Raw genomic sequence first — 13,618 nt, 5'->3', positions numbered from 1 at the left:
AAAGGCAAGGGCGGGCGACAGCAACAAGTGGACAAACAAAAGCCGGCGACCGAGGCCGCCGGCGATAGATGCTGTGTCGATGATCAGGCTGCGGCCTTCGTCGATTCGTTGAAGAACAGCGCCTGGCTGATCAGCGCCTTCACCATGTCAGGATTGAAAGGCTTCGTGACCAGGAAGGTCGGCTCAGGGCGTTCGCCGGTCAGCAGCCTCTCAGGGAAGGCGGTGATGAAGATCACCGGGATGGCGCTGGCCTTCAGGATATCGTTGACCGCATCGATACCGGAGCTGCCGTCGGCGAGCTGGATATCGGCAAGCACCATGCTCGGACGGGTCTTCTTATAGAGCGCGATTGCTTCGTCGCGGGTGCGGGCAATGCCGGTCACTCGGTGGCCAAGGCTCTCGACCATGTTTTCGATATCGATGGCGATCAGAGGCTCGTCCTCGATGATCATGATATCGGTTGCGACCTGTCGCGAGATTTCCTGCGAAGCGCGGTCGAGAAGGGAACCGATCTTGTCGTCGGTGACGGCAAGGATTTCGCTTGCTTCCTCGGGCCGGAAACCTTCGACCGAGACGAGAAGGAAAGCCTGGCGGGCAAGCGGCGAAACGTTTGCCAGATTGACCGAGGCGCGCTGCTCCCAGGCAAAGGGCGAAACCGGCTCGGGAACCAGCACCGACGAGGAGCCGAAGAGCGACGTGTAGAGGCGGAACAGCGCGACCCGGTCATTGCTGGCCTCCGGGAAAATGGAGGTATCGGCAATCAGGGCTTCGAGTACCGCGGCCACATAGGCGTCGCCTGATGTCTGCGACCCGGTCAATGCGCGCGAGTAGCGGCGCAGATAGGGCAGCAGCGGCGCGATCCGTGTGGACAATGTCATGGAGTACTCCCTCGAGAATATAATCTTGCAGTGATGCTCCAAAACGTTTCACGCAAAAAAAAGTTCCGGGAGGGAACATTTCATTTTTCAGACGCGTTAAGGCGGTAATGAACACCACAAGGCGACAGATTGACAATGAAGTATAAAACAGGGGCGGGGCGCACTTCCGGTACGACCTCATGGTCCGAAGACCCAAACACGCAGATCGCGGCCAAGTTAAAGGCGCTCTATCAGTCCGTTCAGGAAGAAGCGATACCTTCGCGCTTTCTCGATCTTCTGGAAAAACTCGACGCAGCCGAGCGGCAGTCGGTTCTGCAGGGAAGGGAGTGAGCGCCAGAATGTCGTCTGAAAAGAATGAGTTCAAGCGAGAGATGCTCGCCGCCCTGCCGAGCCTTCGCGCCTTTGCCATGTCTCTCATAGGTCGTCATGACCGGGCCGACGATCTTGTTCAGGACACGATCATGAAAGCCTGGGCCAAGCAGGACCACTTCCAGATGGGCACGAACATGAAGGCCTGGCTGTTCACGATCCTGCGCAACGAGCTCTACAGCCAGATGCGCAAGCGCGGACGCGAGGTGCAGGACAGCGACGGCCATTTCACCGAATCGCTTGCCCATCATCCGGAACAATATGGTTCGCTCGACCTGCAGGATTTCCGCCGGGCCCTCGAGACGCTGCCCCCGGACCAGCGCGAGGCGATCATCCTCGTCGGCGCGTCGGGTTTTTCCTATGAGGAAGCGGCGACGATCTGCGGCTGCGCCCTGGGCACGATCAAGAGCCGGGTGAACCGCGCCCGCCAGCGCCTTCAGGATATCCTCAAGGTGCAGGGCGAAAACGACTACGGTCCGGACGAAACGTCCGCTCCCATTACCTCACGGGCATTCGTTTCCTGATCCGACAGCTCTTTTTGGCCGCCAGAGCGTTGCAAATCGAGAGCAGCCCTGCTTTCACTGGCGGCCTGAACGTCTCCGCAGAAGAGCGCCGTGTGTCAATGGCAATCGGCGCCGGCTGACGGGTGCGGCAGTTTGGAGTTGAGGCCGGATGCGCGAAAAAAGAGAAGAAAAGACCGCCCCGCCGGAGACATCGCTGCTCGACGCGCCCGAGCGGTTGAGCGTGCTGCATGCGACGGTGCCGGACATGGCGGTACCCGATGCGGATTTCGACGGCATTGCCGAGATCGCTGTCCGCCTCTTCGATGCGCCGATCGCGCTCGTCAGCCTGCTTGACCGCGAGTGGCAATGGTTCAAGGCGGCGGTCGGTACCACGGAGACGCGGGCGTCATCGGAGGATTCGTTCTGCGTGCACGCGGCAGCCGATGCGGGAGGCAACGGCCTAGTTGTACTCGACGCCTCAGTCGATCTGCGTTTTCGCAATCGGCCGCTGGTCGCCGGCGCGCCATTCCTGCGCTTTTACGCCGGCGCGCCGATCGTTCTCGATGGCCAGCCGGTCGGCACGGTCTGCGTGCTCGACGTTGCCGCGCGCAGCGAGGTCGCACCGCATCTGATGGAGCAGCTGCGCCGGCTTGCCGATCTTGCCGCCTCGCTTCTCAAGCTCAAGGACGAGGCGCGACGGCGCGCCATCAAGGAGGCAGCGCTCTCCCGCGAGGAACAGCGCCACGCGATGGCGCTTGAGGCGGCCAATATCGGCAGCTGGCTCTGGAACGTTCGCTCCGGCGTGATCGTCGGCAACAGCGCCTTTATGCGCATGTTCGGCTTGCCGGCCGATCGGTCGTTCGGCGCCAGGGAAGTGTTCGGCGCCATCCATGCCGATGACCGCGGCGCAACCTTCGCCAAGCTTCGCCAGGCGATGAAGGCGGACGAGGAATATGACGGGATGTTCCGGGTCGGAAACACCGGCCGTTGGCTGCTCGGCCGCGGGCGGGTGCACGATCGGGATGCCAAGGGAAATCCGCTGACCTTCATCGGTGTCACCATCGATGTCACCGACCAGCAGGCATCGGTGCAGCGAACGCGGCTGTTGCTCAAGGAACTCAACCACCGGGTCAAGAATACCCTGGCGATGCTGCAGTCGCTCGCCCGCCAGACCCTGCGCCAGACCAGCGACCCGGCCGAATTCATGACCGCCTTTGCCGGACGACTGCAAGCGATCTCCGAGGCGCATGGACTTCTCTCGGACCATGAGTGGGGCACGATCCGGCTTGCGGACCTGATCTCCAAGCAATTGATGCCGCATGTCAGCGTCTATGCGGACCAGATCGAACTGCACAAGGACGAGGTGCTGCTCGGCCCCGACCAGGCCGTCGGCCTGGGGCTCGTGCTGCATGAACTTGCGACCAATGCGGTGAAATACGGCTCCCTTTCGGTGCCGACCGGCAAGGTGGTGCTGACGGCGCGCAACGTCGTCGAAGAAGGCGAAGCGGTATTGCACCTGACCTGGACGGAGGTCGGCGGACCGCCCGTGCGCGAACCGAAACGTCGAGGCTTTGGCTCCATCCTGATAGAGCGCAGCCTCGACAAGGTTCTCGGCAGTTCGGTGAAGGTCGAATATATGGCGGCCGGCGTGACCGCGCTGATCCGCTTGCCGCTTTAGGTTTCCCGTCGCTTCCTGCCGGTGCCGAGCAAGGCGCCGATGGCAAGGGCCGTGCCCACGGCGAGCAGCGGCTGTTTGCGCAGGATGCTTGCTGCGGCCAGCATCGTCAGATTGGTTTGCATCATCGACCGACGGCGGCGCTCTTCGGCGAGCCGCCTATCCCGTCCTTGCAGGGCAATCATCACGATGATCAGGATCAAGGCCGTCAGGATGAGGGCTGCGGCTATCGACGCGGCGGCGACCACAGGCGAATAGGCGGCGCTGAGATAAAGCGCGATGGCGATCAGTGCGAAGATGTAGGCGGTGACAAGCAGCACGGCGACGACGGCGCACAAGGCGGCGTTGCGCTTGAAACGTGATGCGGTGGCGCCGATGTCGGCAGCCAGCAAGGCGGACAGAGCGGCCCCGAGTGGTCCCATGCGCATTTACTCCTGGTAACACGTCAAAACGGGTGGGATGCGTCTGGCGATCCCACCCCGTTCCAAGATCTGCATCGAACCTAGCGCCGCAGCAGTGCGGCGGCGATCAGACCGATGAGGGCTGCCGTGCCAAGCGTTGCGAACGGGTGCTCGCGTACCGCATGGCGAAGCTGCTTTTCCGTGCCGGCATAGCGGTCGCGCAGATCGCCGAGCAGTTCCTCGCCGCTTGCGAGCAAATCCTGAAGGCCGGCTTCCGCGTGCTCGCGGGCATCGTGCGCCTTGCTACGCGCCTGTTTCGAAGCGTCGGCACCGCGATCGGCAAGCAGGGCAACGAGCGCCGCCATGTCGCTACGCAGTTCGCTGAGCTGGTCTTCGATGGAAATGTCAGCGAGCGCGCCGTTGCGCTTGCTCGACCGTGAACTTGAACCTGAGAAGAGGCCTGAAGCCATGATTGGTCTCCCTTTCGCTGCAACGCCGGCCAAGGACGACCGGCGTGATCCGTTGGCACCGACATGGCAAGCGCATTGCCACGACCGGTACTTCGGGGAGAACAACGCACGAGTGCGCAAATTGTTTCGATAAATCTTGAAGTTGGCGCGATTTGCCGGCTAGAGCGTCGCCGTCTGCGGCAACACGAAGGGCACGTCGGCTGCCGGCATGGCGCTGACCTGCATGCGGCAGCCGAACACCACCTCCATCGTCTCGTCGGTCAACACCTCTCGCGGCGCGCCGCCTGCGCGGATCTTCCCGGCCTTCATCATGATCATCCGGTCGGCGAACATCGCCGTCAGGTTGAGATCGTGCATGACGGCGATGACGCCACCGCCGCGCTCGCAGAACCGGCGCGCCAGTTGCATGATGGTCAACTGGTGGCGGATATCGAGGCTCGAGACCGGTTCGTCGAGCAGCAGATAGCGCGGTTCGCCATCGCCGACCGGGTTGGAAATCTGGCAGAGGACGCGCGCCAGCTGCACGCGCTGCTGTTCGCCGCCCGAAAGCTCCTGATAGAAGCGCCCGGCAAAGCCGCCGAGATCGACGGCCTCGAGCGCTTCGGCGGCAATGCGGTCATTGGCCCTGGCATCTGATGTCGCGCCTGCGGTCAGGCCGAGCCGCACCACTTCGCGGACCGTGAAGGGAAACGAGATCACCGTCGATTGTGGAAGCACCCCGCGTTTCAGCGCGAGCTCCCAGGGTTTCAGGCCCTTGAGATTGCGGCCATTGATGCTGACTGATCCGCTTTCCGGCGGCAACTCGCCGGAGATCGCCTTCAACGTCGTTGTCTTGCCGCAGCCGTTCGGCCCGACGATCGCGGTCAGCGCGCCCGGCTCTGCCTCAAGCGAGATGCCGTGGATGACCTGGCGGCCGCCAAGCCGGACGGAGAGGTTGGATACCTTGATCATGGTTTCGGCTCACAGTCCCATGGTCGTGCGACCGCGCAGCAGGATCCAGAGGAAGAACGGCGCGCCTATGAAGGCGGTGACGATACCGATCGGCAACTCTGCAGGCGAGGCAATGGTGCGGGCGATCATGTCGGCCAGGATCAGCAATGTTCCGCCGAGAAGCGCCGATGCCGGCACGAGATAGCGGTGATCCGGGCCGATGACGAGGCGCAGCAGATGCGGTACGACGATGCCGACGAAGCCGATGCCACCGCTGACGGCAACGGACGCACCGGTTGCTGCGGCGACGCTGACGATGGCGATGTTCTTCATGCGCTGCACCGGAATGCCCATGTGGAACGCGGCTGCTTCGCCGAGCGTGATGGCGTTGAGGCCGCGCGCCAGAAAGGGCGTGACCGCGAGCGACAACAGGATGATCGGCGCGGCCGCGGCGATCTTCGTCCAGCTGGCGCCGGCAAGCGAGCCGAGACCCCAGAAAGTGACGTCGCGCAGTTGCTTGTCGTCGGCGATGAAGATCAGCACGCCGGTGAAGGCGCCGGTGAGCGCGCCAAGCGCAATGCCGGCGAGAAGCAGGGTGGCAATCGAGGTTTGGCCGCCGCGGGTGGCGATCCGGTAGAGCAGAAGCGTGGTGACAAGGCCGCCGATGAAGGCTGCGACCGGGAGCGCATAAAAACCGAACAGCGCAAACAGCGGGCCGAACACGGCCGAGCCGAGCACGATCAGCAGAACGGCGCCGAGGCTTGCACCGGAGGAGACGCCGACAAGGCCGGGATCGGCCAGCGGGTTGCGGAATAGCCCCTGCATGACAACGCCGGAGACAGCAAGCGATGCGCCGACGAGCATTCCGAGCACCGCTCGTGGCAACCTGATGTCGAGAATGATGATGCGGTCGCGAACGCTCAGGACCTGATCCGCATCGCTCGCGCCGAGCAGCCAGCGCACGACGTTGGACAGCGAAGCGTCGGCGGCACCGGTCATGATCGAGCCGATGAAGGTGGCTGCCGCGAAGATGACGAGTAGAACAATGACGACGCGGGCCAGCCGCGCACGATTGCCCGACCGCCATTCGGCCCGGATATCGGCGGCGAGGGCGGTCACGCGCCTGCCGAGGTCCAAAGCCTCACTGCGAGGCATTGGCCTTCTTTCCGTAGATTGCGGCGTTGAGTTCGCGAATGGCGCTTGCGGTGCGCGGGCCGAATCCGAGCAGGTGCAGGCCGTCCATGCGGATCAGCGTCTTGGTCTTGGCGGCAGGCGTCAGGCTCAGCGAAGGCAGGGCGAAGAGTTCGTCCGCCTTGGCGCTGTGTTCACCGCCGCGGTCCATCATCAGGATGACGTCGGGCTTGGCTTCAATGATCGCCTCGTCGGTCAGGGCCTTGTAGCCCGGGAATTTTCCGGCGGCGTTGATCGCGCCGGAAAGCTCGATGATGCCGTTGGCAGCCGTGCCGGTGCCCGACGCCATGATCTTGCCGCCCTGGGTGCTGAGCACGAAAAGAACGCGCTTGCGCTCGCCTTCCGGGCGCTTGGCACCACCGGCAACCGCTGCAGCAAGGTCGGCTTCCACCGACTTTGCGAGCGCATCGGCCTTGTCGGGCACATTGAGGAAGGTGCCGACCGAGCGGATCTTTGCCGGGATGCTGTCCTTGTCGAAGGTTTCCGGCACGCTGGTGAAGGCGATGTTGGCATCCTTCAGGATGGCGAGCGCCTCCGGCGGGCCGCTGCCTTCGACGGCGACGATCGCGGTCGGATTGACCGCGATGATGCCTTCCGGGGCGAGCGCGCGCATGTAGCCGACATCAGGCAGCTTGGTTGCAGCTTCCGGATAGGTGCTGGTCGAATCGCGGCCGACCAGCCGGCCTTCCTCGCCGAGTGCGTAGATGATCTCGGTAACCGCACCGCCAACCGAAACGACGCGCGAGACGTCCGGCTGCTCAATGCTCTGTGCCATCGCCGGGCGGATGAACGACGGCGCCCCTGGCGCCACGGCGGGCAACAGGAAGGGAGCCGAAACCGCAAACGCGGCCAGAGCCAGCTCCCAGAGGCGAAGGCGGCGGAAGTCGAGACCGTTGATCATCACGCTGTCCTTAAGCTGCGACGGTGGTGTCAAGGCGTGCGAGGCCCTCGGCGATATCGCGCCACTCGGGACGCTCGGCAAAACCTTCCTTACGCTTGCCGAAGAACTGGATGATCATCTCGCCCTTGGCGTCGAGCGCCTCGATCGAGGTGACGTGACCATCGGCAGTCGGCTTGCGCACGGCCCAAAGCTCGGCGATGTGATCGGTGCGCAGGTGAAGATGGAAGGTCGGGTCCATGACGTTCAGCCACGGACCCATCGGGGCGATCTTGGCGATCGGGCCGGAATGGATCTGGATCACGCCGCGATTGCCGACGAAGCACATGATCGGCAGTTCGATCTCGGCGCTGGCACGCATCATCGTTTCGATGCTCGACGGGTCGAGACGCCAGGCGAAGTCGTCGCCGATATGCTGCAGCGCCTGGCGGCGGCCGATCTTCAGCTTGCGCAGCAGGCCGTGGAATTGATGCGTGTCGGTCATCTTGGACCAGCGGTCGCGCAGCTCGGTGACGTCGACGACGTTCTCCTGCTTGTCATCGGCAGCCGGTGCGCTGGCGTCCGCAACGAAGGTCTGCGACTGGTCGTCGAGACGGAAGTCTTCAACGATCTTGTCGTAGGCGGCGACATTTGACGCCGGGCGCAGGTGCAGCTTGTGCACCGCATTGCCCCATTTGTCGAAGAACTGCAGGCTCTTGCGGGCTTCGCCGCTGTCATCGGTCTTGGTTACGGCAAAGGCATGCGCCCAGGCGCTCGGGAAGACGCGCAGGTCGATCTGCTCGCCAAGCACGATGCTGGCCATCTCGCCGGTTGTGATCTTTTCGTAGACGCCGATCTTTTCGTGAACTGCGCTTTCGTTGCGGGTCAAAGCCATGACCTCACCCAGTTCCTCGGCGCGCAGCAGGAAGCGGTTGGCATCCGCGTCGATGCGCACGGCGGTCAAGCCACATTCGGCCGCCACGAGGGCTGCTTCCGAAACTCCGAGCTGGGCCGCGATGTCGCGCTCGCGCATTTTCGGGTTCTCAGCGCGGTAGGCACGGATTTCGGACGGGGTGGGACGGAGGCTCTCGGTCATTGTTATTTGCCTATTTGTTCAGGATCAGTTTGCCTTGGCGGGTGATCTTCATGCGGTAGATCGCCCCGTCGTGGGAAATGAGGATCTCGCTTTCGCCGCGAAAGAGGTCGCGGCTCTCGACGATCCGCTGGGCCCGCTGCGCGGAGGCTACAGGTTGTGAAAATCGCGCATAATCGGTGTCGTCGGCTGCCACGGTTCGGTCGTCTCTAGATGGCGGGAGGCGGTGTTTTTCCCGCATTTCCTGCCGTGCAATTCGTTTACTATCTTGACTTCATTACTCATATTTCTTTATGGACGCAATACCGGATCGCCACACTCAAGTTAAGATGTCCGCGCTTGTGGATAGATGGCGACGACTTCAACGCTCCCAGGGTTCGGAGCGCCGATCGTGAGTGGTATTAGAATGATGCACCTTTCCCGTATGGTTGTTCCCGTGGCATTCGCGTTTGTTCTTGCGGCAGGCGGTGCAGTCGCCCAGGAGGCGTCGTCCGCTGGCGCGCTCAACATCGAACTCAACGAGGTCACGCCGTCGCAGAAGGGCTGCAAGCTCACCTTCGTCGCCGGCAACGCCTTCGTGCAGAATTTGAGCAAGGTTTCCTTTGAGTTCGTGATCTTCGACCAGAAGGGTCTGGTCGAGCGCATGGCGGTGCTCGACTTCCGCGATCTGCCTGCTGGCAAGACCAAGGTTCGGCAGTTCGATCTTCCCGGCACGAATTGCGAAGCGGTGAAGAGCCTGCTGATCAATGACGCGCCCGCCTGCGTCGGCGATGGTGTAGAGGGCGATGCCTGCATGAAGGGCCTCAAGACCGGTTCGAAGTCGCCGGTCGAACTCAAGGGCTGAGGTTGATTTTTCGCATTGAGTACTGCGTTTGCGTCGCGGCTCGCGGCGAAGGTTAGGCCAAGATGAAGCATACCGTGAAATGGATCGGCGCAATTGCCTTCTCGCTCGTGGCGCATACCAGCGTTGCCATGTACCTTGCCTCCTCTACGCCGGAACAGCCGCAAGACCTGATCGCCGGCGGTGCCGAGGTCGAAGTTGCGATCCTCGGTGATGCCTTCGAAGAAACCTTGCAGTCCGGCGATCCGACGGAAGTCGTCGAGCCGACCGAAGACGTTCCCGACGAAGTCAAGCCCGAGGAGATTACCCCGGTCGAAGACGTCACGTCGACCACGCAGGAGATCACGGCGGAGCAACCGCATGATTTGATCGCCACGGAAGCCGATGTCATCCTGCCTGCCGAGCAGGTTCCCACCCTGCAGGTCGCCGAGGCTGTGGTTACTGCCAGCGTCGCGCCGATCGAGACGGTCGTGCCCGAGGAAAAGCCGGAGATCCAGGAGCCGAAGAAGGAGAAGGTTGAAAAGCCTGAACCCAAGAAGGATCCCGTCAGGAAAAAGAAAGTCACCCGCAAGAAAACGGGCGACAAGGGGGAACAGGCACAGAGCCAGGTCAAGGGTAAGCTGGATGGGGACGTAAACGGCAATTCTGCGGCGGCAACCGGCAAGAACCGCTCTACCGCGGTCGGCAACGCCGATATGTCGAACTACAATGGCAAAGTTCGCGCGAAGATAAACCGGCGATACAAGCTTCCATCCGAAGCGCGCCGACAGGGGCTGTCGGGCACGACGACGGTGAGTTTTACGGTGTTGGCGGACGGCGGTGTTTCCCGCGTCAGCGTTGCCGGGAGTTCAGGCTCACTCGTTCTGGACACGGCTGCTCTTGATGCCGTGCGCCGTGCGGCTCCATTTCCTGCCATTCCAGAGGGGGCCGGAAAAAGTGCAATACCGTTCACTTTGCCTATTCAGGCAAGTGTTCGCTAGGCGACTGCCGCCGGCCACGGTGTGATCCGCGGCAGAAGCCGAAGCCCTTCAAAACTGATGGGAAAAATATGATTATAAAACTCATGTTTATACTTTACTCTGATAATCAAGTTTAATAAGTTGCCGCCGTGACGCAACCGAACGGTGTGTGTCGATCCCGGTGCGATCGGTTGCCATGAGGGCCGTCGACGCAGCAAAGAGGCGGAGAAGATTGCATGCGCGGCAAGCGTCACCATAATGCGGCCAAGAACGGCAAGGGTCGTTCCGGTTCCGAACGGGTCGAGGTCTGCGAAGAGGCCGCCAAGGCGACACTCGAAGGCCGCAGTTTCCTCTATGTCGGCGGACGCGATTGCCAGGTTGCGCATCTGCGCGAGATTGTCAGCTCCTTCGGTGCCGAGCTGCTTCACCACGATGGCGGCCTGCGCGAGGCGGTATCGCGCATCGACCGTGTCCTTCCTTCCGTCGACTGTGTTTTCTGCCCGATCGATTGCATCAGCCACGATGCGTGTCTTCGCGTGAAGACCGGCTGCAAGAAGTGGGGCAAGGCTTTCGTGCCGTTGCGCAACGGCTCGAAGTCGAGCCTTGAGCGGGCGCTGCAGGACCTGACCAACAGCCGCAACGACTTGGCATAGCCAAACATATGACGCGCGATGGAGGTGATTGACCTTCCGCGCGCATGGAGATTTTTTTCGAGATGAATGAAAACCGCCCGGACAAGTGCATGATGATCGGCCTGCACAAATTGGCAGCGCAGAATGGCGACGGGCTGGTGCCCGAACTCTACGAATTGCTGACGCGGCGTTCGCGCATGATCGAGGAAAACCCCAATGTCACCGAGTTCCCGTCTTGGGAAACGCGCCGGCCCGGCCGCGACCCTTTCGGGCTTGCGGAGCCGCAGGAGGGCACTATTCTGGCCTTCCCGAGAGCCGCGAACGACGCGGCTCGCAAGAAAGACAGCGCATAGGAGGCAGGCCATGTTCTTCGCAATGAACCGTTTTCGTATCGCCATTGGCCAGGAAGAGGCTTTCGAAGCCGTCTGGAAGAGCCGCGATTCAAGCCTTGCGGACATGCCGGGTTTTGTCTCGTTTCATCTTCTGAGGGGCGAAAACGTGCCGGACGAGGGCTATACGCTCTTCGTCTCGAACTCGACCTGGAAGGACAAGGATGCCTTTTCCGCCTGGACGAAGTCGGAGAACTTCCGGGCCGCGCACAAGAATGCCGGCGAAAACCGCTCGATGTATCTCGGCCCGCCGAAGTTCGAAGGTTTTTCCGTCGTCGAAGGCGCCTGATCTCAAGAGCTTCAAACTGGCGCGTTGAGCGTCACGGCGCCTTTCGTGGAAGGAAGGCGCCGATTGAAACGGCAAGCCAGCCGGCCATGATCGTCGTGCCGCCGAGCGGTGCCGACATCGGAAACAGGCCCTGTCCGGTCACGTGACGCATGGCAAGGTCAGCGGAAAACAGCGCCGTGCCGAAAGCGATCAGCAAGGCTGCGACCGGAGCCGTGCGGAAGCTCGGCCAGGCCGCATAAAGCGCGACGAGCGCCGGCGCGTGCGCCAGGCACATGGCCGAGATCTCGGCGAGCAGCCTGGGGTAGGTGCCATGCGAGGCGGCTGCAGCACTGACCACCCCGGCAATCCCCATCAATCCCGCGACGAAGAGCGTCGTTGCGCGCAATCCACTGGTCGGCATTGTCAGGTCATTCCTTGTTCTGCATGTGCAAGGCGAGGCGGGTGATCGGATCGAGAATGATCTGCCGCAGTTTTGGGTGAGCCACCGTTTCTTCCAGTGCGCGGGTAAAGCAGAGCAGCCATTCGTCGCGCTCCTCCGGCCCAATCTCGGCAACGAAATGCCGGCGCCGCAGCATCGGATGGCCACGCTTTTCCACATAGATCGGCGGACCGCCAAGCCAACCGGTCAGATATTCGTAGAATTTTTCCTCGCTGCCGGAAAGGTCAGGTGGATGAACCGCGCGGCAGCGTGCCGCTTCGGGCAGCGTATCCATCAGTTCATAGAAACGACGGGTCAGCGCGCGCACCGTCGGGTCGCCGCCGATCGCTTCGTAGAGTGTCGTCGTTTCCGGTTCTGCCATTGCCGCTTCCTTCGTCCCCGAAGTCCTAGCCCGCCAAGGTCTTGTGGACAACGGCTTTCCAGTCTCGCCTTTGCGGCGTTTCCGCGCGGTTCGACACATCGATCTTGACAAACCGTCCAGACGGTATCTTTATGGAAGCATGACAGAAGCCCATCGCCGCAAGAAGCAGCCCGAGCAGGTCCGCCAGCAATTGCTGGAGGTCGCCGCACGCCTGTCGCACGAGCAGGGGGTGGCGGGCATCACGCTCGATGCGGTGTCGCAAGCGGCCGGCGTCAGCAAGGGCGGGCTGCTGCACCATTTCCCCAACAAGTCGGCGCTGCTCGATGGCTTGTTCGACGATCTCGTCGCGCGTTTCGATGCGGCGATCGAGGCGGCGATGGCTGGCGATCCGGAGGCGCAGGGACGCTTTACCCGCGCCTATGTCGATGTCTGCTCGAAGCTCGATCCCGACACCGACGTTTCGGGCTGGCGAATGCTGACGATCGCGCTGATTGCCGAGCCGAACCTGAAGATCCGCTGGCGCGAATGGGTCAACCGCCGGGCTCAGGAGTTTGCGGAAACCGACTCTTCACCCAACTGCGTGCTCGCCCGTTTTGCCGCCGACGGTCTCTGGCTCGCCGACCTGATGCAGAGCCATGAACTCGATGCCGCGGCGCGTGTTGCCCTGGCTGAAAATCTCAAAGCGCTTTCGACGCGATAGACCGGATGGAGACCCAGATGAACCCCGCTATGCTCTATTCCGTCCTGGTCGTTGCCATCGTCTTCGAGGTGCTTGGCACCTCGGCGATGCAGGCGGCACAGCATTTCACCCGGCTGTTGCCGACCGTGACGATGGTCGTTTGCTACGCTGTCGCCTTCTTCTTTCTGTCCTATACGCTGCGCTACATCCCGGTCGGCATCGCCTATGCGGTCTGGAGCGGTCTCGGCATCGTATTGATTTCGCTCGTCGGATACTTTGCCTTCGGCCAGAAGCTGGATCTTGCCGCCATGCTCGGGCTCGGGCTCATCATCGCCGGCGTCGTGGTCCTCAACGTCTTCTCGAAATCCACGTTCCATTGATGTCTGGCCACTGACGCCTAGAGGGCAAAAAGCTCTTGCAAAGGCGCCGGCGTGTCACTAGCCTTACAAATTGAAACCGCTTTCAATTTTAACAGCTGCGCATAAACGGGAATTTGCCGATGTCAATCAGAACAATCGTATGGGGCGAGAATATCCATGAGCAGACCAATGAGGTGGTCAGGAGCATCTATCCGAACGGGATGCACAACACCATCGCGGCGGCGCTGAACACGGACGTTTCGATCGAGGCAACGACGGCGAC

General features: G+C 62.1%; 20 protein-coding genes and 1 pseudogene. 11 read left to right on the top strand and 10 right to left on the bottom strand.

Annotated elements, in window-relative coordinates; all coding sequences use genetic code 11:
- Nucleotides 1–83 precede the first annotated feature (83 nt).
- On the bottom strand, nt 84–878 hold the full coding sequence (locus tag C6558_RS30075) for a response regulator (RefSeq protein ID WP_025428098.1): 795 nt from the start codon (nt 876–878) through the stop codon (nt 84–86).
- Nucleotides 879–1,013: 135 nt separating this feature from the next.
- Between C6558_RS30075 and C6558_RS30070 the strand changes: the two genes are divergently transcribed.
- From C6558_RS30070 to C6558_RS30060, 3 genes are all read left to right on the top strand, one after another.
- Nucleotides 1,014–1,208, top strand: a complete 195-nt coding sequence (locus C6558_RS30070; RefSeq protein WP_025428097.1) for a NepR family anti-sigma factor — start codon at nt 1,014–1,016, stop codon at nt 1,206–1,208.
- A gap of 8 nt (nt 1,209–1,216) precedes the next feature.
- Nucleotides 1,217–1,771 carry an RNA polymerase sigma factor gene (locus tag C6558_RS30065; RefSeq protein WP_025428096.1) on the top strand — a complete coding sequence of 185 codons (555 nt, stop codon included), beginning with the start codon at nt 1,217–1,219 and terminating at the stop codon, nt 1,769–1,771.
- A 148-nt stretch (nt 1,772–1,919) separates the two neighbouring features.
- Nucleotides 1,920–3,428, top strand: a complete 1,509-nt coding sequence (locus C6558_RS30060) for a sensor histidine kinase (protein ID WP_025428095.1) — start codon at nt 1,920–1,922, stop codon at nt 3,426–3,428.
- Here C6558_RS30060 and C6558_RS30055 read toward each other — a convergent pair.
- The 7 genes from C6558_RS30055 to hemP form a co-directional block, all read right to left on the bottom strand.
- Nucleotides 3,425–3,847: a hypothetical protein gene (locus tag C6558_RS30055; protein WP_107028051.1), complete on the bottom strand. Its 423-nt coding sequence runs from the start codon at nt 3,845–3,847 to the stop codon at nt 3,425–3,427. The two genes, C6558_RS30060 and C6558_RS30055, sit on opposite strands and share 4 nt — an antisense overlap.
- 80 nt (nt 3,848–3,927) lie before the next feature.
- Nucleotides 3,928–4,296, bottom strand: a complete 369-nt coding sequence (locus C6558_RS30050; protein WP_025428093.1) for a DUF883 family protein — start codon at nt 4,294–4,296, stop codon at nt 3,928–3,930.
- A 159-nt stretch (nt 4,297–4,455) separates the two neighbouring features.
- A complete protein-coding gene (locus C6558_RS30045) occupies nt 4,456–5,247 on the bottom strand; it encodes a heme ABC transporter ATP-binding protein (protein WP_025428092.1) in 792 nt (263 codons plus the stop codon).
- A gap of 9 nt (nt 5,248–5,256) precedes the next feature.
- Nucleotides 5,257–6,381 (bottom strand): iron ABC transporter permease, encoded by a 1,125-nt coding sequence (locus C6558_RS30040; RefSeq protein WP_025428091.1) that lies wholly within the window; start codon nt 6,379–6,381, stop codon nt 5,257–5,259.
- Nucleotides 6,368–7,318, bottom strand: a complete 951-nt coding sequence (locus C6558_RS30035; protein WP_025428090.1) for a hemin ABC transporter substrate-binding protein — start codon at nt 7,316–7,318, stop codon at nt 6,368–6,370. Before C6558_RS30035 ends, C6558_RS30040 begins: the two co-directional genes overlap by 14 nt.
- A gap of 10 nt (nt 7,319–7,328) precedes the next feature.
- Complete coding sequence (locus C6558_RS30030; RefSeq protein ID WP_025428089.1) at nt 7,329–8,390, bottom strand: hemin-degrading factor; 1,062 nt, start codon at nt 8,388–8,390, stop codon at nt 7,329–7,331.
- A gap of 10 nt (nt 8,391–8,400) precedes the next feature.
- Nucleotides 8,401–8,628, bottom strand: coding sequence for a hemin uptake protein HemP (hemP, locus tag C6558_RS41770; protein ID WP_081788881.1), 228 nt, complete (start codon nt 8,626–8,628; stop codon nt 8,401–8,403).
- A 165-nt stretch (nt 8,629–8,793) separates the two neighbouring features.
- On the opposite strand from hemP, the gene C6558_RS30020 reads away from it, so the two are divergent.
- The 5 genes from C6558_RS30020 to C6558_RS30000 all read left to right on the top strand — a co-directional run bounded on the left by C6558_RS30020 (nt 8,794) and on the right by C6558_RS30000 (nt 11,497).
- The gene (locus C6558_RS30020; protein WP_025428087.1) at nt 8,794–9,231 is read left to right on the top strand and encodes a hypothetical protein; all 438 of its coding nucleotides are present in this window, start codon (nt 8,794–8,796) and stop codon (nt 9,229–9,231) included.
- A gap of 62 nt (nt 9,232–9,293) precedes the next feature.
- Nucleotides 9,294–10,208, top strand: coding sequence for an energy transducer TonB (locus tag C6558_RS30015; RefSeq protein ID WP_084815017.1), 915 nt, complete (start codon nt 9,294–9,296; stop codon nt 10,206–10,208).
- Nucleotides 10,209–10,423: 215 nt separating this feature from the next.
- Nucleotides 10,424–10,840 carry a DUF2325 domain-containing protein gene (locus C6558_RS30010; RefSeq protein ID WP_025428085.1) on the top strand — a complete coding sequence of 139 codons (417 nt, stop codon included), beginning with the start codon at nt 10,424–10,426 and terminating at the stop codon, nt 10,838–10,840.
- A gap of 62 nt (nt 10,841–10,902) precedes the next feature.
- The gene (locus C6558_RS30005) at nt 10,903–11,172 is read left to right on the top strand and encodes a hypothetical protein (protein WP_025428084.1); all 270 of its coding nucleotides are present in this window, start codon (nt 10,903–10,905) and stop codon (nt 11,170–11,172) included.
- 10 nt (nt 11,173–11,182) lie between these two features.
- Nucleotides 11,183–11,497 carry an antibiotic biosynthesis monooxygenase gene (locus tag C6558_RS30000; protein ID WP_025428083.1) on the top strand — a complete coding sequence of 105 codons (315 nt, stop codon included), beginning with the start codon at nt 11,183–11,185 and terminating at the stop codon, nt 11,495–11,497.
- A 31-nt stretch (nt 11,498–11,528) separates the two neighbouring features.
- Here the strand turns inward: C6558_RS30000 and C6558_RS29995 are convergent, their stop codons facing one another.
- Together C6558_RS29995 and C6558_RS29990 are read right to left on the bottom strand one after the other, a co-directional pair.
- The gene (locus C6558_RS29995; protein ID WP_107028049.1) at nt 11,529–11,897 is read right to left on the bottom strand and encodes a DUF423 domain-containing protein; all 369 of its coding nucleotides are present in this window, start codon (nt 11,895–11,897) and stop codon (nt 11,529–11,531) included.
- 7 nt (nt 11,898–11,904) lie between these two features.
- Nucleotides 11,905–12,297, bottom strand: coding sequence for a group II truncated hemoglobin (locus C6558_RS29990; protein ID WP_057206508.1), 393 nt, complete (start codon nt 12,295–12,297; stop codon nt 11,905–11,907).
- Nucleotides 12,298–12,436: 139 nt separating this feature from the next.
- Between C6558_RS29990 and C6558_RS29985 the strand changes: the two genes are divergently transcribed.
- The 3 genes and pseudogenes from C6558_RS29985 to C6558_RS29975 all read left to right on the top strand — a co-directional run.
- Nucleotides 12,437–12,997 carry a TetR/AcrR family transcriptional regulator gene (locus tag C6558_RS29985; protein WP_084815016.1) on the top strand — a complete coding sequence of 187 codons (561 nt, stop codon included), beginning with the start codon at nt 12,437–12,439 and terminating at the stop codon, nt 12,995–12,997.
- A gap of 17 nt (nt 12,998–13,014) precedes the next feature.
- Entirely contained in the window at nt 13,015–13,356 is a 342-nt protein-coding gene (locus C6558_RS29980) for a multidrug efflux SMR transporter (RefSeq protein WP_025428080.1), read from the top strand.
- A gap of 119 nt (nt 13,357–13,475) precedes the next feature.
- Nucleotides 13,476–13,618: pseudogene (locus C6558_RS29975) on the top strand (trehalose utilization protein ThuA); the annotation flags it as partial.

Origin of the sequence: Ensifer sp. NM-2 (assembly GCF_003024455.1) — a bacterium.
GTDB classification, from domain to species: domain Bacteria; phylum Pseudomonadota; class Alphaproteobacteria; order Rhizobiales; family Rhizobiaceae; genus Ensifer; species Ensifer canadensis.
Note: the sequence above shows the minus strand (reverse complement) of the source record. Positions and strands in the feature narration are given on the sequence as shown.

Bases quoted from the DNA above. Each gene is read 5' to 3' on its own strand.
- C6558_RS30075 (WP_025428098.1), bottom strand. From the start codon at position 878: ATGACATTGTCCACACGGATCGCGCCGCTGCTGCCCTATCTGCGCCGC.
- C6558_RS30070 (WP_025428097.1), top strand. From the start codon at position 1,014: ATGAAGTATAAAACAGGGGCGGGGCGCACTTCCGGTACGACCTCATGG.
- C6558_RS30065 (WP_025428096.1), top strand. From the start codon at position 1,217: ATGTCGTCTGAAAAGAATGAGTTCAAGCGAGAGATGCTCGCCGCCCTG.
- C6558_RS30060 (WP_025428095.1), top strand. From the start codon at position 1,920: ATGCGCGAAAAAAGAGAAGAAAAGACCGCCCCGCCGGAGACATCGCTG.
- C6558_RS30055 (WP_107028051.1), bottom strand. From the start codon at position 3,847: ATGGGACCACTCGGGGCCGCTCTGTCCGCCTTGCTGGCTGCCGACATC.
- C6558_RS30050 (WP_025428093.1), bottom strand. From the start codon at position 4,296: ATGGCTTCAGGCCTCTTCTCAGGTTCAAGTTCACGGTCGAGCAAGCGC.
- C6558_RS30045 (WP_025428092.1), bottom strand. From the start codon at position 5,247: ATGATCAAGGTATCCAACCTCTCCGTCCGGCTTGGCGGCCGCCAGGTC.
- C6558_RS30040 (WP_025428091.1), bottom strand. From the start codon at position 6,381: ATGCCTCGCAGTGAGGCTTTGGACCTCGGCAGGCGCGTGACCGCCCTC.
- C6558_RS30035 (WP_025428090.1), bottom strand. From the start codon at position 7,318: ATGATCAACGGTCTCGACTTCCGCCGCCTTCGCCTCTGGGAGCTGGCT.
- C6558_RS30030 (WP_025428089.1), bottom strand. From the start codon at position 8,390: ATGACCGAGAGCCTCCGTCCCACCCCGTCCGAAATCCGTGCCTACCGC.
- hemP (WP_081788881.1), bottom strand. From the start codon at position 8,628: ATGCGGGAAAAACACCGCCTCCCGCCATCTAGAGACGACCGAACCGTG.
- C6558_RS30020 (WP_025428087.1), top strand. From the start codon at position 8,794: ATGATGCACCTTTCCCGTATGGTTGTTCCCGTGGCATTCGCGTTTGTT.
- C6558_RS30015 (WP_084815017.1), top strand. From the start codon at position 9,294: ATGAAGCATACCGTGAAATGGATCGGCGCAATTGCCTTCTCGCTCGTG.
- C6558_RS30010 (WP_025428085.1), top strand. From the start codon at position 10,424: ATGCGCGGCAAGCGTCACCATAATGCGGCCAAGAACGGCAAGGGTCGT.
- C6558_RS30005 (WP_025428084.1), top strand. From the start codon at position 10,903: ATGAATGAAAACCGCCCGGACAAGTGCATGATGATCGGCCTGCACAAA.
- C6558_RS30000 (WP_025428083.1), top strand. From the start codon at position 11,183: ATGTTCTTCGCAATGAACCGTTTTCGTATCGCCATTGGCCAGGAAGAG.
- C6558_RS29995 (WP_107028049.1), bottom strand. From the start codon at position 11,897: ATGCCGACCAGTGGATTGCGCGCAACGACGCTCTTCGTCGCGGGATTG.
- C6558_RS29990 (WP_057206508.1), bottom strand. From the start codon at position 12,297: ATGGCAGAACCGGAAACGACGACACTCTACGAAGCGATCGGCGGCGAC.
- C6558_RS29985 (WP_084815016.1), top strand. From the start codon at position 12,437: ATGACAGAAGCCCATCGCCGCAAGAAGCAGCCCGAGCAGGTCCGCCAG.
- C6558_RS29980 (WP_025428080.1), top strand. From the start codon at position 13,015: ATGAACCCCGCTATGCTCTATTCCGTCCTGGTCGTTGCCATCGTCTTC.